The 25060-nt window shown below is 61.6% G+C and carries 23 protein-coding genes and 1 pseudogene; 11 read left to right on the top strand and 13 right to left on the bottom strand.

The genetic code is table 11. The features are described from left to right. Positions 1-28 precede the first annotated feature (28 nt). Together ABLV54_RS16765 and ABLV54_RS16770 are read left to right on the top strand one after the other, a co-directional pair. A complete protein-coding gene (locus tag ABLV54_RS16765; protein WP_101881227.1) occupies positions 29-2584 on the top strand; it encodes a fimbria/pilus outer membrane usher protein in 2556 nt (851 codons plus the stop codon). 7 nt (positions 2585-2591) lie between these two features. Continuing rightward, positions 2592-3686: a fimbrial protein gene (locus ABLV54_RS16770; protein ID WP_101881217.1), complete on the top strand. Its 1095-nt coding sequence runs from the start codon at positions 2592-2594 to the stop codon at positions 3684-3686. On the opposite strand, the gene ABLV54_RS16775 is transcribed toward ABLV54_RS16770, so the two are convergent. Together ABLV54_RS16775 and ABLV54_RS16780 are read right to left on the bottom strand one after the other, a co-directional pair. Beyond that, positions 3683-4372, bottom strand: coding sequence for a molecular chaperone (locus ABLV54_RS16775; RefSeq protein WP_023290734.1), 690 nt, complete (start codon positions 4370-4372; stop codon positions 3683-3685). The genes ABLV54_RS16770 and ABLV54_RS16775 overlap by 4 nt on opposite strands. A 36-nt stretch (positions 4373-4408) precedes the next feature. Then, positions 4409-4960: a fimbrial protein gene (locus ABLV54_RS16780; RefSeq protein ID WP_023290733.1), complete on the bottom strand. Its 552-nt coding sequence runs from the start codon at positions 4958-4960 to the stop codon at positions 4409-4411. Positions 4961-5424: 464 nt separating this feature from the next. Between ABLV54_RS16780 and ABLV54_RS16785 the strand changes: the two are divergent. Next, positions 5425-6277, top strand: a pseudogene (locus ABLV54_RS16785) (transporter substrate-binding domain-containing protein). Between the two features lie 55 nt (positions 6278-6332). Here ABLV54_RS16785 and ABLV54_RS16790 read toward each other — a convergent pair. From ABLV54_RS16790 to speB, 9 genes are all read right to left on the bottom strand, one after another. After that, on the bottom strand, positions 6333-6953 hold the full coding sequence (locus ABLV54_RS16790) for a transporter (RefSeq protein WP_226563849.1): 621 nt from the start codon (positions 6951-6953) through the stop codon (positions 6333-6335). 156 nt (positions 6954-7109) lie between these two features. Then, positions 7110-7904 carry an SDR family NAD(P)-dependent oxidoreductase gene (locus ABLV54_RS16795; RefSeq protein WP_065812307.1) on the bottom strand — a complete coding sequence of 265 codons (795 nt, stop codon included), beginning with the start codon at positions 7902-7904 and terminating at the stop codon, positions 7110-7112. Between the two features lie 60 nt (positions 7905-7964). Further along, positions 7965-8897 (bottom strand): glyoxylate/hydroxypyruvate reductase A, encoded by a 933-nt coding sequence (locus ABLV54_RS16800; protein ID WP_226563847.1) that lies wholly within the window; start codon positions 8895-8897, stop codon positions 7965-7967. 5 nt (positions 8898-8902) lie between these two features. Further along, positions 8903-9631, bottom strand: coding sequence for a class II aldolase/adducin family protein (locus tag ABLV54_RS16805; RefSeq protein ID WP_032453783.1), 729 nt, complete (start codon positions 9629-9631; stop codon positions 8903-8905). Further along, positions 9632-11152 (bottom strand): amino acid ABC transporter permease/ATP-binding protein, encoded by a 1521-nt coding sequence (locus ABLV54_RS16810; protein WP_023290727.1) that lies wholly within the window; start codon positions 11150-11152, stop codon positions 9632-9634. It abuts the gene before it with no gap. Between the two features lie 30 nt (positions 11153-11182). Continuing rightward, positions 11183-11986, bottom strand: coding sequence for an ABC transporter substrate-binding protein (locus tag ABLV54_RS16815; protein ID WP_023290726.1), 804 nt, complete (start codon positions 11984-11986; stop codon positions 11183-11185). 19 nt (positions 11987-12005) lie between these two features. Continuing rightward, positions 12006-13073: a 2-oxoglutarate and iron-dependent oxygenase domain-containing protein gene (locus ABLV54_RS16820; protein WP_023290725.1), complete on the bottom strand. Its 1068-nt coding sequence runs from the start codon at positions 13071-13073 to the stop codon at positions 12006-12008. Continuing rightward, a complete protein-coding gene (locus tag ABLV54_RS16825) occupies positions 13070-13933 on the bottom strand; it encodes a TIM barrel protein (RefSeq protein WP_049013838.1) in 864 nt (287 codons plus the stop codon). Before ABLV54_RS16825 ends, ABLV54_RS16820 begins: the two co-directional genes overlap by 4 nt. Positions 13934-13943: 10 nt before the next feature. Next, positions 13944-14894 carry an agmatinase gene (speB, locus tag ABLV54_RS16830; protein WP_046882107.1) on the bottom strand — a complete coding sequence of 317 codons (951 nt, stop codon included), beginning with the start codon at positions 14892-14894 and terminating at the stop codon, positions 13944-13946. A gap of 115 nt (positions 14895-15009) precedes the next feature. Between speB and ABLV54_RS16835 the strand changes: the two genes are divergently transcribed. After that, positions 15010-15921, top strand: coding sequence for a LysR family transcriptional regulator (locus ABLV54_RS16835; protein WP_032731118.1), 912 nt, complete (start codon positions 15010-15012; stop codon positions 15919-15921). Positions 15922-16115: 194 nt separating this feature from the next. On the opposite strand, the gene ABLV54_RS16840 is transcribed toward ABLV54_RS16835, so the two are convergent. After that, positions 16116-16739 (bottom strand): hypothetical protein, encoded by a 624-nt coding sequence (locus tag ABLV54_RS16840; RefSeq protein WP_101881214.1) that lies wholly within the window; start codon positions 16737-16739, stop codon positions 16116-16118. Between the two features lie 205 nt (positions 16740-16944). Then, positions 16945-18066 carry an FAD-dependent oxidoreductase gene (locus tag ABLV54_RS16845; protein WP_087775194.1) on the bottom strand — a complete coding sequence of 374 codons (1122 nt, stop codon included), beginning with the start codon at positions 18064-18066 and terminating at the stop codon, positions 16945-16947. Between the two features lie 185 nt (positions 18067-18251). On the opposite strand from ABLV54_RS16845, the gene ABLV54_RS16850 reads away from it, so the two are divergent. From ABLV54_RS16850 to ABLV54_RS16880, 7 genes are all read left to right on the top strand, one after another. Further along, positions 18252-19151 carry a LysR family transcriptional regulator gene (locus tag ABLV54_RS16850; RefSeq protein ID WP_023290720.1) on the top strand — a complete coding sequence of 300 codons (900 nt, stop codon included), beginning with the start codon at positions 18252-18254 and terminating at the stop codon, positions 19149-19151. A gap of 120 nt (positions 19152-19271) precedes the next feature. After that, a complete protein-coding gene (locus ABLV54_RS16855; protein WP_101881213.1) occupies positions 19272-20429 on the top strand; it encodes a prolyl oligopeptidase family serine peptidase in 1158 nt (385 codons plus the stop codon). A gap of 22 nt (positions 20430-20451) precedes the next feature. Then, the gene (locus ABLV54_RS16860; protein WP_348814196.1) at positions 20452-21372 is read left to right on the top strand and encodes a VOC family protein; all 921 of its coding nucleotides are present in this window, start codon (positions 20452-20454) and stop codon (positions 21370-21372) included. Next, on the top strand, positions 21372-21731 hold the full coding sequence (locus tag ABLV54_RS16865; RefSeq protein ID WP_049013840.1) for a Rieske 2Fe-2S domain-containing protein: 360 nt from the start codon (positions 21372-21374) through the stop codon (positions 21729-21731). The genes ABLV54_RS16860 and ABLV54_RS16865 overlap by 1 nt, the downstream gene beginning before the upstream one ends. After that, positions 21709-22692 (top strand): fumarylacetoacetate hydrolase family protein, encoded by a 984-nt coding sequence (locus tag ABLV54_RS16870; RefSeq protein WP_032454935.1) that lies wholly within the window; start codon positions 21709-21711, stop codon positions 22690-22692. The genes ABLV54_RS16865 and ABLV54_RS16870 overlap by 23 nt, the downstream gene beginning before the upstream one ends. Before the next feature lie 3 nt (positions 22693-22695). Beyond that, a complete protein-coding gene (locus ABLV54_RS16875; RefSeq protein WP_032454936.1) occupies positions 22696-23487 on the top strand; it encodes a cyclase family protein in 792 nt (263 codons plus the stop codon). 229 nt (positions 23488-23716) lie between these two features. Further along, positions 23717-24919, top strand: coding sequence for an MFS transporter (locus ABLV54_RS16880; RefSeq protein ID WP_225608534.1), 1203 nt, complete (start codon positions 23717-23719; stop codon positions 24917-24919). Positions 24920-25060 lie beyond the last annotated feature (141 nt).

A 25060-nucleotide genomic window follows, 5' to 3' on the forward strand; every position in this document is an offset into this window, starting at 1 on the left:
TGTGATGAGCTTACCGGACGGCGCCAGCATGAAAAGAATAACAACAGCCAGGGTGCGGGAGTATGCCGCGTTGCCCGTCACCGCCGGACGGGCGCTGGCGCTGGCGACGCTGCCGACGATGATGTGCTGTCTCAGCCCGCTGAGCCGGGCGCTGGCCGACGACTATTTTGATCCGGCGGCGCTGGAGTTTGCCGACCCGCAGCAGCAAACCTCCGATCTGCACTACTTCGCCAAACCCGGCGGGCAGCAGCCGGGCACTTATCCTGTCACCGTGGTGGTTAACGACCAGGAGCTGGGCCAGGCCGATATCACCTTTGTTGACGATGGCGGGCAGCTGCAGCCGGTGCTGACGCCCGGGCAGCTGGCGGATTATGGGGTCAACGTCAGCGCGTTTCCGGCTTTTCAAACGCTGCATGAGGGTGAGACCTTCACCCGGATCGAGAAGTTTATTCCCGACGCCAGCAGCCGCTTCACCTTCGCTAACCAGCGCCTGACGCTGAGCATTCCTCAGGCGGCGATGAACGTGCAAAGCCGCGGTTATGTCGATCCCTCGCGCTGGGACGATGGCGTGCCGGCCGCGTTTGTCGATTACTATTTTTCCGGCGCGCAGATAAAGAATGCCGATGAAGGGGAGAGCAGCCGCTCAAACTATCTCAATTTACGCAGCGGCGTGAACCTGGGCGCCTGGCGGCTGCGCAATATCTCCTCAATGCAGTACGACCAGCAGCGCCGGCACTGGGATTCACAGAGCACCTGGCTGCAGCGCGACGTCCGCTCGCTGAAGAGTCTGCTGCGGATCGGCGATACTTACACCACCGGCGATGTGTTTGACAGCATCCCGTTTCGCGGCGTCCAGCTGATGTCTGACGATGAGATGCTCCCGGACAGCCAGCGCGGCTTTGCCCCTACCATCCGCGGCGTGGCGCACAGCAATGCCAAAGTGACCGTCTCCCAGCACGGGTATGTGATCTACGAAACCTTCGTGTCGCCGGGGGCGTTCGCCATCAGCGATCTTTATCCCACCTCGCAGAGCGGCGATCTGGAGGTGAAGGTGACCGAGAGCAATGGTTCGGTGCGCACCTTTACCCAGCCCTATTCCGCCGTGCCGTACATGCTGCGCGAAGGGCGCGGCAAATTCAGCCTCAGCGCCGGTCGCTACCACTCCGGGGCGGATTCGGTGCGCTCGCCGGAATTCCTGCAGGGCACCCTGTTCTATGGTCTGTCGGCGGGATTTACCCTCTACGGCGGCACGCAGCTGGCCCAGGATTATCAGTCGTGGGCGCTGGGCCTGGGCCGCGGCTTTGGCGAGTTCGGTTCGCTGGGAGGCGACGTCACCCAGGCCGTCACCCGTACGCCGTCGGGCAAGCGCTATGCGGGCCATTCGCTGCGCGCTCAGTATCAGAAAGATTTCGTCAGCTCGGGCACCACGTTCAGCCTCGCCAGCTATCGCTACTCCTCCAGCGGCTATTACGATTTTGCCGAAGCCAGCGCCCTCGAAAGCGCGCAGGGGCAGGTGGACAACCGGCGCCGCCGGGAGGAAGTGTCGGTGTCACAACGCCTCGGCGGTCTGGGCAGTCTGGCGGTTTCCGCCTGGTCGCAGGAATACTGGCACCGGCAGAGTCGGGATGAGACGGTGCATCTCGGGTTCTACAGCGCCTGGAAAGGGATCTCCTGGGGCGTGGGCTATTACTACACCCGCGCCAGCGGCCAGCAAAAAAATGACCGTTCCTGGTCATTCAATATCAATATTCCGCTGGGCGGTCCGCTGTCCGACAGCGCGGTGAGCTACAACACCACCTCGGACAGCAATGGCTATACCTCGCAGCAGGTGTCGCTGTATGGCGCGGTGCCGACGCGGCCGAATCTGTTCTACTCGGTTCAGCAGGGCTACGGCAACCAGGGGCGGGGCACCAACAGCAGCGTCGCCCTGGACTACCACGGCGGCTTCGGCAACGCGCAGCTTGGCTATCGCCATGACGCCGCCAGTAATCAGCTGACCTGGGGAGGCGCCGGCTCGGTGGTCGCGCATCCGCACGGCGTGACCTTCGGTCAGACGGTGGGCGAGAGCTTCGCCATCGTCCGCGCGCCGGGGGCTGCCGGCGTGGCGGTGCAAAACGGCAACAATGTGCACACCGACTGGCGTGGCTATGCCGTGGTGCCGTCTCTGACCACCTACCGGAAAAATGTCATTACCCTCGACACAGAGTCGATGGCGGATGATACCGACGTCGACCAGCAGGGTCAGACGGTGATCCCCGGCGGCGGCGCGGTGGTGATGGCCAACTACCGGACCCGCATAGGCAACCGGGTGCTATTTACCCTGCGCAATGCGCAGGGGCCGTTACCCTTTGGCGCCAGCGCACGGTTGGTCGGGACGGAGGAGGGCGGCAATGCGCCGGGCGGCATGGTAGCCGACGGCGGTCAGGTGTACCTCAGCGGCGTGCCGCAGGAGGGAACCCTGGCGGTGAGCTGGGTCGTCAATAACCAGTCGCAGAGTTGCACGATGCATTTTCATCTTGCGGATAACCCACAGCAGAGTCTGAATACGGTGAAAACCGTCTCCGGGCTGTGCCAGTCACGCTGAGGCGGCTATGAAATCTGTTTTTCGTCTACTTCCTTTTCTCTTTTTGCTGGCGCTGAGCGGCTATCTTCCCGGCGCGCGGGCTGAAAACTGCCGCGCGAATATCGGCCAGACCACCGTCAATATTCCCAATATCAAGTATTTGCCCACGCTGCCGGTCAATACCCAGATGACCAGCGCGATGGCGGATAACGGCAGCGGGATCCCCTTTTCCTGCGACCTGCAGCTGCCGACGGCGAGCGCCAAACGCATTGTCTATAAGCAGCTGAAAACCGGCGGCTCGCCGGTGGTGATTAACGGACAGCACGTCTACCCCAGCGCCATCAATGGCATCGGCTACTCGCTTAGCTTCCAGTGCGCCGGCGGCCCGATGCGCGCTATCGACGGCAGCCACTCCGCTGGCGGCGAGTCGGTGGTGGTCTGCGACAGCACGATGCTCCCGGCGCTCATGACGCAGCAGCAGACGACGGTCAGGATCGCGGTAACCTTCTATAAGACCGGTACGGTACAGCTGGCGGACGGGACGCATACCAACTCGTCGCCGCTGCCGCAGGTAGGGGAGGTGACCATTGAACAGCAGGCCAACGGAAACGCCGGCTTTGTCGCCAGCGCGCCGGTCAGCATTGATATCGCCGCCCTGAACGTGGACATTGGCAGCAGCGGCAGCTGCCAGGTGGCGACCTCAACGATCCAGGTCAGTCTGGGCACGGTAAACCGGGCGGAGTTTCACGGTAAAGGGAGCACCGGCGGCCAGGCGAAGCGCTTTTCGATCCCGGTGTTCTGTCCGACGCCGACCGATGTGCGCATCGGCTTTTTCGGCGTCAGCGTGGAGAGTGATACCCTGGCGCTAAGCAAGGCCAGCAACAGCGCCAGCGGCGTCGGCGTGAAGCTGACCTACGGCAATAACCCCGGCGCGGCAGTGTCCGATGGCACCAGCGTTAAAATCAATGAGGCCAGCAACTTGCCGATCCTGAAAAGGGTAACCGGCAGTAACGCCGGCACGGCTGAGGCCATCAATTTTAACGCCCAGTATGTGCAAACTGACGCCACGGTGACGGCGGGCACAGCCGACAGCATGGTGACCTTCGCCCTCGAGTATAACTAGCGTGGGGCCGGAGCATAGGCCGCCTGAAGGGGGATCGCCACCACCGCGCCGTCATCGTCGATATAGTTCAGCTTGTACAGGCGAGCGCTGTCGGTCGTTGACACGGTATAGCTGCTGTACGGCCGGAGCATCACGTTTCTCATCGGCGAAATGTGGCCTTTATTATCGATCAGCGCCCCGTTGACCAGGGTGATATGCAGTGGGCCTGAGTTAGTTAAGCGCAGGTTATTGCCGCTCTGCTGCCACTGCAGCTTTCGCACCTCTCTGGCGAGGGTGGTGGCGATGGCGGGAGGACGATAAAAGAGCTTCAGGCGGGTGCGGACGATAAACTGCAGCGTATGGTTACCGTCTGACGGCGGCGGATTCTCCTGAATATTGACCCAGTACAGGCTTTCCCGATCGGCGGGGAGCCCGCCGCCGAGATAGATAAAGCGCAGCTGGGCGGTTTGCTGGGGGGATAAATAGACCAGCGGCGGGGTCGCCACCATCGGCAGGCCGACGCGCGACCTGTTTAGCCCGGCGTCCAGCCAGATCTGCACTTTATAAGGTGTGCGGCTGCGGTTATGAATATTCAGGGTGGCGGCTTTGTCTTTTCCTGAGTAGACCACCCGCGTGGCATCGATGGTGATCCCGGCGCAGGCCTGAAAGGTCATGGCGCTCAACAGCACAGCCAGCTGTATTTTCATCTTCGCTCCCTTTACGTCTCATCCCTGACCGGGAAGCTATTCCTGCATAATGGTAAACCGGGCCGTTGCGTTGCCGTCGCCGGGGAGTACGTGGGCTTTATCCCAGGTGTAATAGAAGGCTTTCAGACTGAAGGTGCCGGAGCCGCCGTCCACCGGGATCTCAATGCGGGGATCGTGCTGTGGATCGAGGTGTGCATCGAGGCCGATTGGCGTCCCCGTACGGTCGGTGAGCAGAATACCCACGCTGCCGGCCGGCTTACCGCTATCGTTGAGGGCCAACACATGATTTTCAGGCGTGGCGGTGGGAGAGGGGCCATCCACCACAATGTAGTAGGTGCCTTTCTCGCAATCTTTGACGCGAATATCGACGCCGACCGCTGGCCCGGTACCCGACTGGCTGTTTTTCAGTCTCGACAGCGGAATATCGCCCATGCTGATGTCGATGACCCCGTTATTGCCCGCCCCTTCGAGTTTGCAGGCGCCGTTCACGACCCTGCCGATGAAATTTAGCGTGCCGTCGGCCGCGTAAACCGGGCCGGCGGCCAGTCCGACGAAGAGCATCGCCAGACCCAGGGTGGTTATTTTCATGTTCATTCCTCCTGTCGTGCCGGTAAACCTGGCGCCAGGGTCATTATTTTGCGGGTCAGATATGGCACAAAATGACTTTAATCGGGCATGTTTTTTATTAATTCATTTATTTGGCAAATATATTGTCGCCTGGAATTAATATATGCTTGTTATTTATTACCTGCGTTTTCCGGGATAGTACTGTGGAGGAATGCTGGAGTAAATAAGACGGTAGTTATCGGTGTCTGAACGCGAAATATCGTGCATTTAAATAAATTATTAATTTATTCAATTGGTTGCTTCTCTCTTGCTGCTATTTTTTGTGCTTAATTCGGTACGGTTTCAGTCTGGAAAATACGATCGCTGGCGTAAAGCTACGCCCGGCGGATGAGAAATCATTCACCGGGCGATAGCCCTGTTTCGTTGTCAGATTTGCGATCGGCAACCCGATCGTCGGGTTGTATGTCCCGATGTTTAAAAATAGGATGAATTCCCTGTTACGCGCTGCGGATGATGTTGACTGAGAAGCGGCCGGCCACCCCGGCGCGAAAACCCGATAACAAAAAGGATGGCGAGATGAAACTGACGGTGGGGCTGGCGCTGACGCTGGCGATAATGACCTGCGGCGCCCAGGCGCGCGATATGCAAACCATCGAGCGCAGCGGTGAACTGAAGGTCGGCGTGCCGGGCGACTACGCCCCGCTGGCGTTTCGCAATGCCGCCGGCGAGCTGCAGGGCTATGACGTGGACATGGCCCGCGATCTCGGGCGCACGCTGGGGCTGAAGGTGAGCTTCGTCTACACCAGCTGGCCGGCGCTCGCCGCCGATCTGCAGGCGGACAAGTTTGATATTGCGATGGGCGGCGTGACGCAGACCCCGGCGCGGGCGAAGGAGTTCGCCCTCAGCCACCCGGTGGTGGCGAACGGTAAAATCGCCTTAGCCAACTGTCAGGCCGCCCCCCGACTTGGATCGCTGGCGAAGATAGACCGTCCGGAGGTGAAGGTGGTCGTCAACCCTGGCGGCACCAACCAGAGCTTTGTCGATGAGCATATTAAGCAGGCGCAGATCATTCGCGTGAAGAACAACGTCGATAACCTGGAGGCGCTGCGGCAGAAAACGGCCGATATGATGGTGACCGATCTGATCGAAGGCGACTATTACCAGAGCAAAGAGCCCGGCGTGTTCTGCGTCGCCAACGAGACGCCGTTCGCCGGCACCGCCAGCGACAAGGTGTATATGATGAGTAAAGATAATCCGGCGCTGCTGGAGAAAGTGAACCAGTGGCTGGATAGCCAAGATAAAGAGGTTCTCAAACGGAAGTGGAAAATTCGCGGTTAAGCGCTGAGGCGCCCCACCGCCGACGGGCGCGTCCGGCGGTGGTTGTCGGCCGCGGTTAGCGCTGCGGCGACAGCGTCTGTCGCACCAGGCCGCGGAAGTAGCAGGCGTAGCCGAGGGTGGCGGTCAGGCACAGCATATAGCCAAACGACTCGCTGCCTTCCTCCACCGTATTTTTCACCACCCGTGCGTAGTTCTCATCCAGCACGGCGTACCACAGGCCGTGCATACCGAACAGCCGCGAGAAGACCAGAATCGCCAGCAGGCCGCTGATCATCATCCCGTAATACGGGGTGCGGGTATAATCCGCCAGCTGCGACAGGGTCTGGCGCAAATGTCGCAGCGGCATCAGCAGGGACCCTGCGGTAGCCAGCAGGGCAAACCACACCCAGCTGCCATGGGAGAGTAAATCAAACAGGCCATCCAGTTCGCGGATCAGCATGGCGAGGAAGAAGCCACCGATGAGGATATTGCTATAGCGCAGGTGGGCATATTTGCGCGCCAGCAGAAGATGAACCAGCACGATGACGGCCAGCACGCTCTCCTGAACCACTTCGGTGAGCGACACCTCCGGGATGTCGTTGCCAAATACCCGAATATCCACCCACAGGCAGAGTACCGCGATGGCGGCCGCGACCGCCGCGCCGAGAAAGAAAAGCAAGCTTCGTAACAGAGACATTAACACCACAACTTATATTTAAAACAAATATCATAAGTTTTGGGAATACATGTTCCTGTTCACTTTGTGCGACTTTGCGGCTGTTTTTTAACGTTTTGCGCTTTTTAGCGCCGGGAAAGACGACAGGGGAGGGGGACTCCCCTGAATGAGAGGACGTCAGAGAATATCATCCACCACGCCGCCGTCAACGCGCAGCGCGGCGCCGGAGGTGGCCGACGCCTGCGGCGAGCAGACGTATACCACCATATTGGCGACCTCTTCCACCGAGGCCGCCCGCTGGATCACCGAACTCGGACGATGGGTCATGACAAACGCTTTCGCCAGTTCCTCCAGCGACTGGCCGGTTTTCGCCACTTCGTCTTTCAGCATTTCGGCAAAGCCGTCGGAAATCGTCGGCCCCGGCAGAACGCTGTTAACGGTCACTCCGCTGCCGGCGACATATTTCGCCAGGCCGCGGGCCAGCGACAGCTGGGCGGTCTTGGTGACGCCATAGTGGATCATATCCGCCGGGATATTGCGCGCCGATTCCGAGGAGATAAACACCACCCGCCCCCAGCCTTTACTGACCATCGCCGGCAGCAGCCCCCGCGACAGGCGCACGCCGGACATGACGTTGGTCTGCCAGTAGTTTTCCCAGGTCGCGTCATCGGTGGCGTAAAAATCCTGCGGGCCGTAGATCCCGGCGTTATTGACCAGAATATCGACGCCGGTCACGGCCTGCAGCAGCTGTGCCGCGCCGTCGGCGCCGCTGAGGTCGGCGACGGCGCGGCGCGCTTTCGCCCCCGGCACCTCATTTTGCAAGCGGGCGATCGCGGCGTTCACACTCTGCTCGCTGCGCCCGTTAAGGATGATCTCTGCGCCGCTCTCCGCCAGGCCTTTGGCGATAGCAAAGCCAATACCCGCCGTGGAGGCGGTGACCAGCGCGACTTTCCCCGATAAATCAATCTTCATGTTCCTGCCTTCTGGTTGTGGATCTCCCATTAAGCGTAGCAGCTGCGGTATCGGTGGGGATCAGTAACCGGCGTGCTTATTGACCAGGTTTTTGAGCGGTAGCCCGCGACGCTGGCGCTGAATGTTCTCCAGCAGCTGACGGGCGATCACCTCGGCGGGGGCCGCAGAGGCCATATGCGGGGTGATCACCACCTGCGGATGGCGCCACAGCGGATCGTCCGCCGGCAATGGCTCCTGCGGGAAGACGTCGAGCACCGCTCCGGCGAGCTGGCCGCTCTCCAGCGCCGCCAGCACATCCTCATTGACCATATGCTCTCCACGCCCGCAGTTGATTAACACCGCCCCGGCGGGAAGCCGGCTGAAGAGCGGCGCGGCGAGAATACCTCGGGTCTGCGCGGTGAGCGGCAGGAGGTTAATCAGCCCGTCAAGCGACCCGAGGAAGCTGTCGAGCGCCTCCTCGCCGCGGTAGCAGGTGACGCCAGCCAGCTGCTTTTCACTGCGCGACCAGCCGGAGACCCGATAGCCAAGGCGGGCCAGCTGGTCGGCGATATAGCCGCCAATTTCGCCGAGGCCCATAATGCCGATATGGAAATCGGCGGCGGCGCGCTGGGGATAGAGCTTCCAGGTTTGGGTCCGCTGGTGGGCCCGCGCCCGGTCAAAATAACGCTGGAACCACAGCACGCCCCACAGGGCATATTCGAACATGCCGTGACGAAAGTCCTCATCGATCACCCGGCACAGCGGGATATCGCTGGCGAACAGCGCGGGCGGCAGATGATCGACCCCGGCGGACGCGGCCTGGATCAGCTTCAGCCCTGGCGAGCGGGTCAACAGCTGCGGGCTAGGGAACCAGCAGCTGGCGTACTGCGCGTCGCGCGCCGTCTGGTGATGGGGCAGGAGCGCGGTGACGTCGGGAAACTGCTGCAGGGCGGTGCAGATATCGCGGGCAAAATCCGCGTCGTTACAATCCACCACGATAGTGATATCGGACATAGGCGTTAGTCTTTGTAAGAAGTATCGAGACGGTCAAGACGGCGCAACCACGCCTGCCAGACCTGTTGACGTTCATGCTCCACGCCCATCAGCTGCTCGCAGGCGTGCTGGCTGAGGTGCGGGGCGATGGTGTGGATCGGGCTGAGGGCCGCCAGCTGGGCGGCGGCCATCTGGATCTCGCAGGCACGATTGAGGTAGAACATGATGTAAAAGGCGTCAGCCACGGTACGGCCCACCGACAGCAGGCCGTGGCTCTGCAGGATCATGGCGATATTATTCCCCAGCGAGCGCTGAATGCGCGCCCGTTCGTCGAGGTCAAAGGCCACCCCTTCATAGGGGTGGTAGCCGACGCGCTGGTAAAACTCGGTGCTGATTTGGTTGAGCTGCAGCAGGCCGTCCTCGCAGGCGGCCACCGCCATCCCCGGCAGGGTGTGAGTGTGGATCACGCAGTGGGCGTCTTCCCGGGCCATATGCACCGCGCTGTGGATGGTGAAGCCCGCCGAGTTAGCCGGCGCCTCGCCCTCTACGACCTTGCCCTGCATATCCACTACGATCAGATTGCTGGCGGTGACCTCATCAAACATCATGCCGAAGGGATTAATTAAAAAGCGCGGCTCGCCGTCGCCGGGCAGGCGCACGGAGAAGTGGGTGTAGAGGGTATCCTCCCAGCCGAACAGCGCCGCCAGACGGTAGGCGGCGGCCAGCTGCTGGCGCAGGTGTTGCTCAGTTGCCATTTAGTGCACTCCCATAAATTCACGGATTCGTTGCAGAGAAGGGGCCTCCAGCGGGCTGCGGATCACCTGCGGGGCGATGTCGGCCTGCACCACGCCGTTCTCCATAAGCACCACGCGGTCGGAAATCGACAGGGCGAAGTCCATCTCGTGGGTGACAATCAGCATGGTCATACCTTCGCGGGCCAGCGACTGAATAACCTTCAGCACCTCGCCCACCAGCTCGGGATCCAGCGCCGAGGTCGGTTCGTCAAACAGCATGATGTCCGGCTTCAGCGCCAGCGCCCGGGCGATCGCCACGCGCTGCTGCTGGCCGCCGGAGAGCTGTCCGGGGTACTTGTGGGCATGGGCCAGCAGACCGACGCGGTCGAGCAGCGCCAGGGCCTGCTCGCGGGCGACCGGCTGATCCAGCAGCTGGTGGTAGCGCGGGGCCAGCATCACGTTGTCGAGCACCGTGCGGTGGGGGAACAGGTTGAAGCTCTGGAAGACCATGCCGATGCGCCGCACCCCGGCGCGCATCTGGCGCTTATCGACGATGGCTCCGCCTTTCAGATAGTCCTCGCCGTAGAGAATGATCTCCCCGCCATCAATGCTTTCGAGGGCGTTGATGGTGCGGATCAGGGTTGTTTTACCGGAGCCGGACGGGCCGATGATGCTGATCACCTCCCCGTTATCTACCTGCAGGTCGATGCCTTTCAGCACCTCATGCTGGCCCCAGGATTTGCGGATGCCCCGCAGATCCAGCGCCGGCGGCGCGCCGTTGACGGCCGGGGTGTTGATCGCTTCCGTCATCGCCGGCAGGCTCTGGCGCAGCGCCTGGCATTCCGCCTCGCTGAGCGTTTGCGGACGCTTGCGCTGAATATCGAGGCTATTCTCCAGCGCCCGGAACAGCCAGGTGAAGACGGTAACCACCATGACGTAGTACACCGCCACCGCCAGCAGCGTCTCCATCACGAGGAAATTTTGCGCATACAAGCGCTGGCCGGTGAGCAGCAGCTCGGGTAAGGAGACCACCGATAAAATCGAGCTCAGCTTAATGATGGTGATGTATTCATTGATCAGCGTCGGCAACGAGATGCGAAACGCCTGAGGAATAACAATCAGCCGCTGGATGCCGATAAAGCTGAAGCTCAGCGCATGGCCCGCCTCGCTTTGCCCTTTGGCCACCGACAACAGCCCGCCGCGGTGGATCTCCGCCATATAGGCCGCTTCGGTGACGGTCATCGACACCAGCCCGGCGATAAAGGGCACCCCGAGCAGCGGCTGGGTCAGCGGAAACAGCTGCGGCAGGTTGTAGACAAACACCAGCAGCACCATCAGCGGCACGCTGCGGAAAAACCAGATATAGAGTTCGACGGGGATCTTGATCCAGCGCGGCGCCGAGAGCTTCGCGCAGGCTAGCAGAAAACCGACCACCAGGCCGATCCCCCAGGACAAGGTGCTGATTACGATAACCGTCACGCACGCCTGCCAGAATGCCCCAATGCTAAATAATGAAAAAAAGTATCCCCAATCGAACGCCATACTGACTCCTGTTGCGCAGTGCTTATTGTCTTAATCGATGCTTTCTAAGTTGTATTTTTTGATCAGCGCGGCATATTTGCCGTTGGCTTTGAGCGTGGCGAGGGTGGCCTTGATCGCCTCCGCCAGCTCGGTGTTGCCTTTGGCGACATAGATCCCCAACGGCAGCGGGTAGACGAGGCGCGTCGAGCTTATCCCCAGGCGACCGCGGCTCTTATCGACGATAATCTGCGCCGCCGGGGCTATCTCAAGCTGGGCGTCGATGTTCTTCGACAGCAGCGCCTGGGAGGCTTCCGGCGCCGTCGGGAACTCCTGAATAGTGATGGCCGGTTTGCCGTTTTTCAGGCACCACTCATCGGAGTGTTTTTTCAGGCTGGTCACCCAGGTGGTGCCTGCCTGCAGGCCGACCTTCACGCCGCACAGCTCATCTTCGGTTTTCGGCTGCGCCGCGCCGCCCTTGAGGGCGATGATCGACGCGCCGGAGAGGGCGTAAGGGATGGCGTCGGCCTGTTTCTGGCGCTCCGGCGTCACGTACATCCCGGAGATCACCGCATCATATTTCTTGCCGATGCCGAGGATCAGGCTGGTGAACTTGGTGTCGATCAGCTGCGGTTTGGCCTGCAGATGCTCGGCAATCAGCGTCGCGAACTCCGGGTCGAGACCGACGATGTTGTTATTGCTGTCATAGGACTCAAACGGCGGGTAGGTGACCTCCATCCCCACCTTAAAGACGCCCTCGGTCAGCAGTTCCGCCGCCTGGGTGACAGAGGAGAAACAGGCGCTGACGGCGAGGGTAAGCGCGACGCGGCGCGAGATTTTTTTCAGGGTGCTAGTCATCATGGATCCTCACGGGTGGTTAGGGTTTTTTTTGCTGTGCCTGTTTTTTCAGATGGCCAAAGGTATGGGTGCCGCGCGCGCGCGCTGGCAGCTGGAGCTCGCCGCGATTGACCTTCTCGCGCAGGTAGCGATAGGTTTGCAGCGCCTGGCTCCACATATGCTCGCCGATGCTCAGCTCCTGATATTCGCTGGCTTCGCCGGCGGCGAGAAAGGTCGGCAGCGGGCGGATCAGCGTGTGGTAATCGCAGGCGAAAAACAGCGGGAAGGAGTACCGCTCCTGCGGCACTTTGCGCACCCGGTGGGCTGTAGCAACAAATGTGCCAGCGCTGAGCACTTCCAGCATGTCGCCGATATTGATCACGAACGCCTCTTCTCCGGCGGCGTTCGTGACGGGAGGCGCGTCGATCCACACGCTTTCTTCATTGAGGACTTCAAGCCCGGGCTGGTCGGCGAGCAGCAGGGTGAAGCACTCATAGTCGGTGTGTGCACCAATTCCGGGAACATCTTCGACGCTGGCGTCGAACGGGTAATGGATGAGCCGCAGCTTGGCCGGCGGGCAGGTCACCATCGGTTTGAAATACCCTTCCGGCAGACCGAGCGCGAGGGCGAAAGCGTCGAACAGGCGGTGGCCGAGGGCGAAGACCGCGTCGTAGTAGGCCAGCACCCGCGCGCGGAAATCCGGCAGGTCGGGCCACTCGTTGGCGCCGATCAGCGGCGTACCGGCGAGCACCAGCGGATGGTCGTCCGCCGCCTGGAAGCCAATATCGAAGGCCTCTTTATGGTCCGGCTTGCCGGCGCCGTAGATCTCTTCTCCTTCCGGGACGTAGCCCTTATGGCTTTTGGAGCGGCCGATGTAATAGTTCATCTTCTCCGCCATCGGCAGGGCGAAGATCTGCTTCGCCGCCTCGCGGACGCCGGCGATCAGCGCCGGGTCGATGCCGTGGCCGGTGATGTAGAAAAAGCCCACCTCGCGCGCCGCGCGGCCGATGGCGTCGGCCACCGCCTGGCGCCTGGCGAGATCGTCGCCGGCCAGATCGCGGATATCGATGGTCGGGAGTTCAGTAAAAGCGTGCTTCACGGCGGTCATGGCTGCGGTTCCTGTTCAGTGAGCGTTAAAAACTGCTGAAAGTGGGCCTGCTGGCGCGCGGCCATCCAGGCGTTGAGCGACCAGAGGTCGGCCACCGGAACGTTGGTGAACGGCAGATGGTGCAGATAGCCGTCGGCGCCAAACTCCGGCGTCAGGGTGGTCTGCGGGTAGCCGCGCCGGCGCTGCGAATGCCAGATTTGCTCCCAGAAGCGCTCGGCAAAGGCCAGCGCCGGCTGATACTCCGGCGCCGCCGGGTGCGGCACCTGCGGCCCCTGGTCGTAGCCCACCCGGGCCTGCACGTGATGCACGCGGTCGATAAAGGCGCTGAAGTCATCGCAGGGGTCATCCAGCAGGCGCTCGCTGACCACCACCCAGTGGCTGATGTCGGCGGTAAAGCGCAGCTGGGGGAGCTGCTGAATGATCTCCAGGGTGAGCCACGGGCTGTACAGCGAGGTGGCGCGATGGGTTTCAAAGCTGCAGGTCAACCCAAACCCGGCGGCCAGCTCGTGCGCCTTGCCGAGAAAATCGACCTGCTGCGCCAGCGGCCAGCGATCGTTGCCCGCCAGCAGATTGACAAAGCGCGGGTTGAGGCCGCTGGCCTCGGCGAAGCGGATCCGCAGGCGCGCCAGATGCTGCTCCGGCGTTTCATGCTGAGCGGGGAGCACCCCGCCGCCGCTGAAGAGAATGGCGATATACTCCAGCCCCGACGCCTGCAGGCGGTCGGCGAGCTGCCGCCGCTCCTCCGCCGTTAACGGGACGCGGGCTTCGATACCGCAGCAGCCGACGCGCTGCAGTTCATCCAGCGTTTGCGGCCAGGGGGTCGTCACTCCCCAGAGGGTGCGAAAGCATTTCAGCTCCATGGCGGCTTCCTCAGGCGTACTTCACGCCGGGCAGGACGCAGAGCATCTCGTACAGCAGGTTGGCCGCCAGCTGGGAGGTATTACCGCTCACGTCATAGGGGGGCGAGACTTCAACCAGATCGGCGCCAATCAGGTTCAGGCCGCGGCAGCCGCGGACGATCTCCAGCGCCTGAATGGAGGTCAGGCCGCCGACTTCCGGCGTCCCGGTTCCCGGGGCCCAGATAGGATCGAGGCTGTCGATATCAAAGCTGAGATACACCGGCCGGTCGCCCATCTGCTGGCGGACTTCGGCCATCAGCGGCGCCAGCGAGGTATGCCAGCACTGCTCCGCCTGCACCAGGCGAAAGCCCTGGTCGACGCCCCACTGGAAGTCCCCGGCGGCATAGCCCTGGGCGCGCTGGCCAATCTGCACTACCCGCTTGAGGTCGAGCAATCCCTCCTCAACGGCGCGGCGGAAGGTGGTGCCGTGGGCGATTTTCTCACCGAACATCTCATCATTGGTGTCGGTATGGGCGTCGACGTGGATGAGCCCCACCGGCCCATGTTTTTTGGTCAGCGCCCGCAGGATGGGCAGGGTAATGGTGTGGTCCCCGCCGAGGGTGAGGGGGATCAGCGGATAACTATTCAAACCGGTGTAGTAATCTTCAATAATTTGCACCGATTTGAGCAAACTGTAGGTATTGATCGGCACATCGCCGATGTCGGCTACCGACAGCGAGTCGAACGGCGCGGCGCCGGTCGCCATATTGTACGGACGGATCATCACCGATTCGGCGCGAATATAGCGCGGTCCGTAGCGCGTGCCTGAGCGCTGCGAGGTGCCGATATCCAGCGGAATGCCGACAAATGCCGCATCAAGTCCCTGTAAATCTTCGATAAACGGCAGGCGCATCATCGTGGCGCGGCCGGCGAAGCGTGGCATCTCATTGCCACCCTGCGGTTGGTGAAAGAGGTTATCCATGTCTGCTCCTGAATCTGACGGATGAAACGTAACAGGAGAGATAGTGCGCAACCCGCGCTGGACTTTACATCGTCTGGCGTAAATACTCAGTTCATTTATTGGTGAACTAAATACGATGCATCACGACGCCAGCCTCAATATTCGTCAGCTGCAGGTTTTCGAGGCGGTGGCCCGCCTGGAGAGCTACAGCCGGGCCCAGCAGGAGCTGGGCATTTCGGTCTCCGCCATCAGCAATGCGATGTCGCAACTGGAGGGGCAGCTCGGCTTCACCCTCTGTCAGCGTGGGCGCGGCGGCTTTTCCTTAACGGAAAAAGGACAGCAGTTTTTACAGCAGGCGATCCGCGTGCTGAGCGAACTCAATGAGCTGGAGCGGCAGTCGGCCCTGCTCAAAGGGGAGCACAGCGGCACCCTGTGCATTTCGACGCTCGACTCCATCGAGACCGAAACGGCGCTCTCGCTGCCGGTGGTCTTGCGCAGCTTCAGCGACAAATTTCCCCATGTGCATATCAAACTGATTATTCGCACCCCGGCGGAGCAACTGAACGGGGTGCTGAACAACCATATCGACCTGGCCATCGGCAGCTACAACTCGCAGGTGCATAACATCATCAGCGAGCCGCTGTACCGCGAGCAGCACTGGCTCTATTGCAGCGATCTGCACCCGATGTTCTTCAGCCGCCAGCTCGATAAAGAGCAGATCAGCCAGTGTCCGCTGGTGACCCGCAGCTACTGGAACACCAGCGATCTCCGCCGCCGGGGCTTCAGCAAAGGCAGCGCCACCGTTGAGACCGTCGACGCCCAGCTGCTGCTGATTCTTTCGGGGAAATATATTGGCTATCTGCCGGAGCATTACGCCTGGCCGTGGATCAAAGAGAACCGCCTGCGGGGGCTGTTGCCCAACGAGTTTGGCTTTCAGTCGCCGTTCTCGGCCATCTGTAAGCGCGGGCGCAGTAATGAACCCTATCTGAAAGCGTTCCGCGATCTGCTGAAGAAAAACACGGTGGCGCGGCCGAAGTGGAATTATTAAGCGGGGCGGACGCTTCCCTCCGCCGTGGTGGCGGGGTTCGCGCTCAGCGCGCGGTCCGGCGGGGGTGTTTTCCTGTTCAAAAAACGAACGGCGGCCGGTAGCCCGCTTGTGCTGGGGCTGCCGGGCAACTGCCTCCAGGTTATCCACAGGGTTAGGGGCCGCTGATGTGGACAGGTCGCCGGGCGGTGGGCGGGTTAGCGATTCGCTTTGATGGTTTTTTCCGCGATCGAGAGGGTGGAGAGTTTATGCAGGCAGATCAGCGCCAGACAAACCCCGCAGGCGAACAGATAACTTGCCATACAGAATTTTTGCAGACGGGATAAATGATTAATCCGCTCAATCACCGCCGGGCTGGCGAGGCCTTCATACAGGAAAGGCAGAGCCGTTAAGAAGCCGCCAATAAAATAGAGCGCCAGACTGATGACTTCGACGCATTTGCGATAGAGCCAGAAGCGATAGCCCCGCTTTTTCCATTTGAATATCCGCTTTTCATTATTGACGGAAATTAAATGCTGGCATTTGCTGTAATTATCAATATCGCTGACCGGATTTTTGCATTTCAACAGTATTTTTCTTTGTTCCATGGTCAGGTTTTTATCTTTGGTCAGCGCGGCGATACCATATTCGTAGGCGATCCGTTGCAGATCGGGGTCGTCGCTGTTTTTATGCAGCGCCGTGGCGAACTCACTGATGTTTTTGCGCGAGGTGAATATTTTATCTTTAGGGAATACCCAGCCAGAACGCACGGCAAAAATTTGAATAATCAGCGGGATAATAGCGATAGCATATTTTAAGATCTCAGTCGGAATAATATTCATCTCCGTATTTTCCTTATCCATGATAACGGGGCGGGCTGAAATATACCTTAGCCATCATGATGGAGGGGTGTCAAATATCACGAGGCACGCCGGTATATTTTCCATGGCGAAAGGTGAGCGTCTGGTGAAAGAGGGGAGAGGGCGGTCGTGTCGACGAATGAACAAGAGAATACTCCGCCGGCCTGGCCGGCGGAGGGGGCGGCGTTTATATCGGTCTCGCCGTCAGGGTCATCATATCGCCGATCGCCCGCTGGCGGTCAAAATGGCGATCGCGGTGGATCTCGCTCTCGCCCACCTGCAGCGAGGCGGCCCAGATCTGCTGACAGCGCGGCCGGCGGCGGGCGTCAAAATGCGCCAGCGCGGCTGCGACGCTGTCGGTCTGCTGCAGCGCTTCGCGCAGCACGATGGCATCCTCAATCGCCATGCCCGCCCCCTGACCGAGGTGCGGGGTAGTAGCGTGAACCGCGTCGCCCACCAGTACGACACGTCCCTGATACCAGGGATCGTCGACGAACAGCTCCTCCAGCGGCTTATAGACGACCTCGTCGTTGTTAACGATATGCTCGCGCAGGCTCCCCGGTAACCCCGCGCCGGGCGGCAGACGGCGGCGCATCTCTGCCGCCAGCTGGTCGCGGGCGTAGCGGGGGTTATCCGCTTCGTGGGAGGTGATAAACAGATACATCAGATCTTCCCCCAGCGGCACCAGCCCGCAGTTGCAGCTCTCCCCCATAAAGCACATCAGATGGTCCACCTCCGGCGGACGCGGAAAGTTGTAGCGCCAAACGCCCTGACCGGTAAAGCGGGGACGATAGCGCTCGCCATACAGCATGCCGCGCACCCGGGAGTAGATCCCGTCGGCGCCAACCAGCAGATCGTAGCGCCCCTGGCCGCCGCGGCTGAAGCTCACCTCCACGGCATCGTCAACCTGACGGATGGCGTCAATGCTCTCGCCGGTGGTCAGTCGGACCCCCAGCTCCCGGGCGGTGGAACAGAGGACGTTGTGCAGGGCCAGGCGGGAGATGCCGACGTTGGCCGGGAACTGTTCACCCGCCAGCCGCTGGCCGGGAAAGCTGGCCAGCTGGTGGCCGCTCAGGGTGTGCACTGAGACGCTGTCAAACGGCCAGGCGGCGTCCAGATAGCGTTCCAGCACCCCAAGCCGCTGCATTTCCCGCACGACATTGTTCTGCTGAATGATACCGACGCCGTAGACCCGCCACTGCGGCTGGATCTCCACCACGTCGACGGCGACGCCGGCCTGGCGGAGGGCGATGGCGGTACACAGACCGCCGATGCCGCCGCCAACGATTAATACGTTATTGATGTTCATCGTAGCTGTTTTCTCCAGGGTACAGAGTAGAGGACGTTAACCAGGCCAGCGGCGCGCTGACTAATCGCGATAAAGAATGATCGCTATCGCAAAAAACGATATCGCCGTGGAAATTGAAAACAAAAAGTTGCAGAAAAGTTAAATTAAGCCACAGGATAAGCACGCCATTTCTCGTCGGGGGACCCATGCGTTACCAACATCTTGATCTGAACTTACTGGTGGCACTGGATGTGTTACTCGATGAACAGAACATCACCCGCGCCGCGGGCCGGTTGCATATGACCCAGTCTGCCACCAGCGGGGTGCTCAACCGGCTACGCACCTACTTTGAGGACGATCTGCTCACCCAGGTGGGCAGAAAGATGCGGCCCACGCCGCTGGCGGAAGAGCTGCGGGAGCCGGTCCGCGACGTGCTGATGAAAATTCAGACCTCCATTGCCCGCCGGCCGGTGGATGAGCCGGCAACCAGTAAGCGCCATTTCCGCATTATGGCCTCGGATTACGTTATCAACGTGATGCTGAAGGATGCGCTGCAGGCGGTACACCTGCAGGCGCCTAATATGACCTTTGAGTTTTTCTCGCCGGACGCCCAGTCCACCGGCATGCTCAACCGCGGCGAGCTGGATATCATCGTGGCGCCGGAGCGTTTTATGGCCGCCGACCATCCCGCCGAAGCGCTGTTTGACGAAGAGTTTGTCTGCCTGGCCTGGGCGGACAATCCCCACACCGGCGAGGCGCTGACCCTTGAAGCCTGGCAACAGCTGGGGCACGTGTCGGTGGTCTTTGGCCGCGAGCGGCAGCCGGGGCTGGAGGGCAATCTGTTTGCCGAGTCGGGGCTGAGCCGCCGTATCGAGGTGGTGACCCACAGCTACCACTGCGTTCCGCAGCTGCTGATCGGCACCTCGCGGATCGCCACGCTGCACCGGAGGCTGGCGGAGCAGTACGCGGCGATGCTGCCGCTGCGTCTTTTCCCGGTCCCGGTGACGCTGCCGGTCATGCGCGAATTTATTGGCTGGCACCGCTCGCTGGATAACGATCCTATCTTCGGCTGGCTGAAAGCGAAAATCGTCGCCAGCGCACGCTAACCCACTGGTATTGCTCCCGTCGATACCTGACATCCTGAGACATGATTGGTCGCCCGCAGGTGCTTTATGTGACAGTGCCTGCGCTACAGCGATTGCGACTGAATGTTGAAGGATGACCCTATGTTTCGCTATTTCCCTAAAAACTATGTCTGGAACCTGTCGGTGGATCTCTCCATCGAGATGGGCGCCCGCATCGGTGAGATCGAAGAGATGTGCGCGCCGCTATTGGCCGCGTCCGAGCATCCCGACGCCGAAGGCACCCGCGCGTTCCGGGAAACCTGGTCCCGCATGGCCGATAAATTATGCGCGCTGGCCGGCGAAGATGAGGTGCGGGGGCGGCGGCTGTCGGCAGGAGAGAAATATCTTCGGGCGGCCAACTATTACCTGACCTGCGAGCGCCTGCAGGCGCATGGCGCGCCGGACCGCGATGCGCTGTACTGCCGCTTTCTCGATGTCTTTGCCGCCGGGCTGCACCATACCCATGCCAACTGTCAGCGGGTGACTATTCCCTACGAGGGCAAAACCCTGTCGGCGCTTTACGTCCGCGCCGAAGGGGCGACCGGCCGCGCGCCGCTGCTGGTGCAGGTCAACGGTCTCGACTCCACCAAAGAGATGAAATATCTGGTGGGGCTGCCGCAGTGGCTGGCGCGGCGCGGGGTCTCCTCGCTGGTGGTCGACCAGCCGGGAACCGGCGAAGCGCTGCGTCTTCACGGCATGCAGGCCCGCTATGACAGCGAGCACTGGGCCAGCCGGATCGTTGACTGGCTGGAACAGCACCCGGAGGTGGATGCCGGGCGTATCGGCATGGAAGGGGTCTCGCTGGGCGGCTATTACTGCCCGCGGGCGGTGGCGTTTGAGCCGCGCTTCGCCTGCGGCGTGGTGTGGGGCGCCAATCACGACTGGCGGGAGGTACAGCAGCGCCGCCGCGAACGCGAAGGCGATTTTCCGGTACCGCACTACTGGCAGCATGTGCGCTGGGTGTGGGGGGGTGAGGATATCGACGCTTTTATGCGCATCGCGGAGAACGTCCATCTTGACGGCATTCTCGACCGCATACGGGTGCCTTTCCTCGTCACCCATGGTGAAAAGGACTCGCAGATCCCGGTGAAATGGGCGCAGCGCACCTACGACCAGCTGGTGAACAGTCCGCGCCGCGAGCTGAAAATTTTTACTGACCGCGAGGGCGGTGTGCAGCACTCCAGCTTCGACAACTCGATTAACGCCGGGCACTACATCGCTGACTGGGTGGCGGAAGCCCTCGGCGGCCGGGTGGCCTGAACACGCATAAGGAACAACCGCGATGAATATTCTTGGTCCGGATTATCTGGTATTTGGCGTCGATGACCTGGCGGGCTGCCGACAGTTTCTTCTCGACTACGGTTTACGCGAGCAGGAGAACGGTTTCTTTAGCGCGCTGGATGGCACCGGGGTGCTGCTGCGGGTGCGTGACGATCCGTCGCTGCCCGCGGCGCTGCCCAGCGGCAGCCAGCTGCGGGAAACCGTCTATGGCGTGGCGGATAGCGCCACCCTTGAGGCGATCGCCGAGACGCTGAGCCGCGATCGCGAGGTGAAGCTCGGCGCCGACGGCGTGCTGCGCTGCGTCGATGATGCCGGCTTTGCCCTCGGGTTTCGAGTCAGCCAGCGCCAGCCGCTGCAGCGGGAAGGGGAGAAAATCAACGCCCCGGGGGATCGCGCCGGGCGGCCGGTCAACCAGACCGGGGTCAGCGCTGACATGGCGGCAGAGCCGCGCTCGCTCTCCCATGTGGTCTATTTTGTGCCGGATGCCGCGCGCGCGGAAGCCTTCTATCAACGGCTGGGCTTTGTCTGTACCGATCGCTTCACCCACGTCGGCCCCTTCCTGCGGCCCGCCGGCACCCAGGATCACCATACCCTGTTTCTGATCCAGGCCCCGCCGTTTATGACCGGTATTGAACACTTTACCTTTCATCTCGGCGGCCCCACCGAGCTGATGATGGCCGGCAGCCGCTTTCAGCAGAAGGGGTATCAGACCTTCTGGGGGCCGGGGCGCCATCAGCTGGGATCGAACTGGTTCTGGTACTTCAACAGCCCGCTCGGGTGTCACATCGAATACGACGCCGATATGGATCAGCACGATGACCACTGGCAGCCGCGCGAAGCGCTGCCGGGAGCCGATAACTCGCAATATTTCCTGCTGGGGTATCGCGAGAAGTGGGCCCCCGGTCCGGATAACGCCCGCTGATGGTTCGCCTGTGCCGTGCCGACAGCCTGGCCGAGGGCCAGGCGCGGGGATTTGACCCTACGGGCAGCGGGCAGGCGACGGTGATTGCCTGCCGCTATCAGGGAATGCTCTATCTGTGGCGTAACCGCTGTCCGCATCTGGATACCCCGATGAACTGGCGGCAGGACGCTTTTTTCAACGCCCGGGGCGACCGGCTGGTCTGCTTCGCCCACGGGGCGATTTTTATGCCGGACAGCGGCCTCTGCGTGCAGGGCGCCTGCGTAGGCCAACGTCTGAGTCCGCTGGCTGGCGAGGTGGACGCCGACGGCTGGCTCTGTCTGCTGGAGGAGGCAGGTTATGAAACTGGCAACACGAGATAACGGTGAACGCGACGGCTGCCTGGTGGTGGTCTCGGGCGATTTGACGCTGATGGCCGATGCGGCGGATATCGCTCCGACGCTTCAGCAGGCGCTGGAGCAGGCCGCGCGGGTCTGGCCTGCGCTGCAGGCGCGCTATCAGGCGCTCAATGCGCGCCGCTACCCGGCGGCGCAGCCCTATGATCCCCGGCGCCTGCTGGCGCCGCTGCCCCGCGCCTGGCAGTGGCTGGACGGTTCGGCCTTCCTCAGCCATGGCGAGCGCATGCAGCGGGCCTTTCATCTGCCGCCGATTGCCGGCGCCGACCAGACGCCGCTGATGTATCAGGGCAGCGGGGACGACTTTCTTGCCCCCCACGCCGGGATAGTCTGCCGCCGGGTCGAGGACGGTCTCGACTTTGAGGGCGAGTTCGCGGTGGTGGTGGACGAGGTGCCTCAGGGTTGCTCGCCGCAGCAGGCGCTGAGCTGTATCCGCCTGATCGTCTTGCTCAACGATATCAGTCTGCGGGCGCTGGCGCCGCGCGAGATGCAGACCGGGTTTGGTTTTATTCACGCCAAACCCGCCTCGGCCTTTGCGCCGGTGGCCCTTACCCCGGATGAACTGGGAGAGGCCTGGCAGCACGGGCGGGCGGCGCTGACGCTACAGGTGACCCGCAATGGCGAGCCGTTTGGCTGCCAGTCGGGCAGCGAGATGCATTTCCATTTTGGCGAACTGATTGCCCATGCGGCGCAGACCCGCCGCCTGCGCGCCGGGACGGTGGTGGGTTCCGGTACGGTGTCCGGGCCGGACGCCAGCCGCGGCGCCAGCTGTATCGCCGAGGTGCGGGCCATAGAGATGCTGGCCTTCGGCGAGCCGCGCACGCCGTTTTTGTCCCCGGGGGAGCGGGTGACGATGGAAGCCCACGCCCCCGATGGCCGGCCGCTGTTTGGCGTGCTGGATCAACATGTTGTGATGTTAACGGAGTAAACCATGATCAATCTTTTACAGGGGCGTCGGCTGATCGACCTCTCCGTCACCCTGGATAACAATCCCTGGACCGACCCGCCGCCGCTGCTGCCGAACATTGAGTATCAGGATCATCAGCAGGGATGGCCGGAAATGGCGGCGATGTTTCCGGGACTGGAAAAAGCGCAGATGCCGGGAGAGGAGGCCTGGGCCTCGGAGCGTCTGACCGTGACGCCGCACAATGGCACCCATATGGATGCTCCATGGCACTATAGCTCAACCACCAACGGCGGCGAACCGGCGTTTGGCATCGATGAGCTGCCGCTGGAGTGGTGCCTGCGCCCCGGCGTCCGGCTCGATTTTCGCCATGTCGCCGACGGGGCGATCCTGCAGCCGGAGGATCTGCAGCGCGAGCTGGCGCGGATCGATTATCGCCTGTCGCCGCTGGATATCGTGTTAATCAATACCGCCGCCGGCGCCTGCTATGGCCAGCCGGATTATCTGCAGCGCGGCTGCGGCATTGGCCGGGCGGCAACGCTGTGGCTGCTGGAGCAGGGGGTACGGGTGGTCGGCACCGACGCCTGGAGCTGGGATGCGCCCTTCCACTTTACCCGCGAACGCTTTCAGGCCAGCGGCGACGCCGGGCTGATCTGGGAAGGACATAAAGCCGGCAGGGAGATCGCCTATGGGCAAATGGAGAAGTTGAGCAATCTGGAGCAGCTTCCCGACCACGGCTTCTGGGTGAGCTGTTTTCCCTACAAGATCCGCCGCGGCTCGGCCGGTTTTATCCGCGCGGTGGCGATTGTCGACGCCTGAGGGAGTCGATGGTTATGTTAATTTAATGTGAATGCATTGTATTAATTGTGATAGCAATCGCAGTCCATGCCACCTGCATCCGGTAGGGTAGAACGGTATGTGTGCTGAGTTCGCTGCGGCGTGTTCAGCCAGGATACCGGGGCGACAGAGCGCCTTTCTTTATCGATAAAAAATAGAACTGTAATTCATATTCTAAATAAAGAGCAGTGACGGAGAGCGGAAGATGGTGATGCACAAGGTTTCAGCAACCCCGCGCGAGGCGGGGGCCGTACAGGCGATTTTACTGATGTTGGCGGCCCTGTTGCCGATCATGGGGACCTTGACCATGCTGCCGGTGATGCCGCTCCTGTTCGGCCATTTTGCCGCGCAGCCGCACGCCCAGCTGCTGGTGCCGATGATCATCACCATTCCGGCGGTGAGCATGGCGCTGCTGGCTCCGCTGGCGGGGAGGGTGGGCGATCGCCTGAGCCGTCGTCGCCTGCTGATTGCCGCCACCGCTCTGTACGCGGGGTTTGGCCTGCTGCCGGTGATGCTCGACGATCTGTATGCCATTCTGCTGGCGCGGCTGGTGATGGGCATCGCCGACGCCTTTATTCTTACCACCGCCAATGCGCTGATTGGCGACTACTTTGCCGGCGAGGCGCGCAGCAAATGGCTGGCGGTGCAGAGCGGCATCGGTTCGATACTGTCGACGCTGATCGTGCTGGGCGCTGGCCTGCTGGGCACCCTGGGCTGGTATGGCCCGATCTACCTGTATGCGCTGGCGATCCCGGTCTTTATCGGCCTGTGCCTGTTCACCGCTGAGCCGGCGACCCGCCGTCGCGCGGACAGCGTCGCTGACGAGGAGCCTGTCGCTTTTCCACGGCGCAAAATGGCGACGATCGGTCTGATTACGCTCGCCAGCGCGATCCTCTACTTTCTCGAGCCGCTGCAGATAAGCCAGGTGTTCAGTCAGCTCGGGCTGACCTCCAGCAGCCAGATCGGCATCGCCACCGCCGTTGCGGGCATTGGCGTGCCGCTGGGCGCCTGGCTGTATGGCCGCAGCGCCAGGCAGCGTGTCGACAGGCAGTTTTTCCTTTTTTACGCCATTTTTGGCCTCGGTCTGCTGTTTATCGCCGTGGCCCACAATCCGCTGGCCGGCGTGGCGGCAGCGTTCGTCGCGCAGGTTGGTAACGGAATGCTGATCCCTCTGATGCTGGCCTGGATGTTGGAAGCCCTGCCGGCGCCGCACCGGGCGACGGGGATCGGCATCTGGCACACCTTCTTTTTCCTCGGCATGTTCATCAGCCCGGTTCTGATGACCTTGCTGAACGGCATGACCGGCAGCATGCAGGACAGCCTGCTGCTGTTTGCGCTGCTGACGCTGGCTATCGCCGGTGCGACGGGTATCGCCAGCGCCCGGATGGGGGGCCGCCGCGCGCTGGCTCGTTAATTTCACCTGACGACATAATTACCACACGCCCGCCGGTCTCCCGGCGGGAAGGGGAGGCCATTATTTAGAAAAAGCGTACACCTTATTTAGGGAAGGTGCGAATAAGCAGGTCATTTCTTCCCAAGCTGACTCGCTGATTAA

The sequence above is a fragment of the Klebsiella sp. JB_Kp042 genome, from assembly GCF_040065275.1.
GTDB classification, from domain to species: Bacteria; Pseudomonadota; Gammaproteobacteria; order Enterobacterales; family Enterobacteriaceae; genus Klebsiella; species Klebsiella quasipneumoniae.

Excerpts from the sequence above, each read along its gene's own strand:
- ABLV54_RS16855 (WP_101881213.1), top strand. The coding sequence starts at position 19,272 with ATGTTTCGCTATTTCCCTAAAAACTATGTCTGGAACCTGTCGGTGGAT.
- ABLV54_RS16870 (WP_032454935.1), top strand. The coding sequence starts at position 21,709 with ATGAAACTGGCAACACGAGATAACGGTGAACGCGACGGCTGCCTGGTG.
- ABLV54_RS16800 (WP_226563847.1), bottom strand. The coding sequence starts at position 8,897 with ATGTCCGATATCACTATCGTGGTGGATTGTAACGACGCGGATTTTGCC.
- ABLV54_RS16860 (WP_348814196.1), top strand. The coding sequence starts at position 20,452 with ATGAATATTCTTGGTCCGGATTATCTGGTATTTGGCGTCGATGACCTG.
- ABLV54_RS16810 (WP_023290727.1), bottom strand. The coding sequence starts at position 11,152 with ATGGCGTTCGATTGGGGATACTTTTTTTCATTATTTAGCATTGGGGCA.
- ABLV54_RS16790 (WP_226563849.1), bottom strand. The coding sequence starts at position 6,953 with ATGTCTCTGTTACGAAGCTTGCTTTTCTTTCTCGGCGCGGCGGTCGCG.
- ABLV54_RS16775 (WP_023290734.1), bottom strand. The coding sequence starts at position 4,372 with ATGAAAATACAGCTGGCTGTGCTGTTGAGCGCCATGACCTTTCAGGCC.
- ABLV54_RS16835 (WP_032731118.1), top strand. The coding sequence starts at position 15,010 with ATGCATCACGACGCCAGCCTCAATATTCGTCAGCTGCAGGTTTTCGAG.
- ABLV54_RS16875 (WP_032454936.1), top strand. The coding sequence starts at position 22,696 with ATGATCAATCTTTTACAGGGGCGTCGGCTGATCGACCTCTCCGTCACC.
- ABLV54_RS16850 (WP_023290720.1), top strand. The coding sequence starts at position 18,252 with ATGCGTTACCAACATCTTGATCTGAACTTACTGGTGGCACTGGATGTG.
- ABLV54_RS16820 (WP_023290725.1), bottom strand. The coding sequence starts at position 13,073 with ATGACCGCCGTGAAGCACGCTTTTACTGAACTCCCGACCATCGATATC.
- ABLV54_RS16765 (WP_101881227.1), top strand. The coding sequence starts at position 29 with ATGAAAAGAATAACAACAGCCAGGGTGCGGGAGTATGCCGCGTTGCCC.
- ABLV54_RS16845 (WP_087775194.1), bottom strand. The coding sequence starts at position 18,066 with ATGAACATCAATAACGTATTAATCGTTGGCGGCGGCATCGGCGGTCTG.
- ABLV54_RS16795 (WP_065812307.1), bottom strand. The coding sequence starts at position 7,904 with ATGAAGATTGATTTATCGGGGAAAGTCGCGCTGGTCACCGCCTCCACG.
- ABLV54_RS16780 (WP_023290733.1), bottom strand. The coding sequence starts at position 4,960 with ATGAAAATAACCACCCTGGGTCTGGCGATGCTCTTCGTCGGACTGGCC.
- ABLV54_RS16815 (WP_023290726.1), bottom strand. The coding sequence starts at position 11,986 with ATGACTAGCACCCTGAAAAAAATCTCGCGCCGCGTCGCGCTTACCCTC.
- speB (WP_046882107.1), bottom strand. The coding sequence starts at position 14,894 with ATGGATAACCTCTTTCACCAACCGCAGGGTGGCAATGAGATGCCACGC.
- ABLV54_RS16865 (WP_049013840.1), top strand. The coding sequence starts at position 21,372 with ATGGTTCGCCTGTGCCGTGCCGACAGCCTGGCCGAGGGCCAGGCGCGG.
- ABLV54_RS16840 (WP_101881214.1), bottom strand. The coding sequence starts at position 16,739 with ATGAATATTATTCCGACTGAGATCTTAAAATATGCTATCGCTATTATC.
- ABLV54_RS16880 (WP_225608534.1), top strand. The coding sequence starts at position 23,717 with ATGCACAAGGTTTCAGCAACCCCGCGCGAGGCGGGGGCCGTACAGGCG.
- ABLV54_RS16770 (WP_101881217.1), top strand. The coding sequence starts at position 2,592 with ATGAAATCTGTTTTTCGTCTACTTCCTTTTCTCTTTTTGCTGGCGCTG.
- ABLV54_RS16825 (WP_049013838.1), bottom strand. The coding sequence starts at position 13,933 with ATGGAGCTGAAATGCTTTCGCACCCTCTGGGGAGTGACGACCCCCTGG.
- ABLV54_RS16805 (WP_032453783.1), bottom strand. The coding sequence starts at position 9,631 with ATGGCAACTGAGCAACACCTGCGCCAGCAGCTGGCCGCCGCCTACCGT.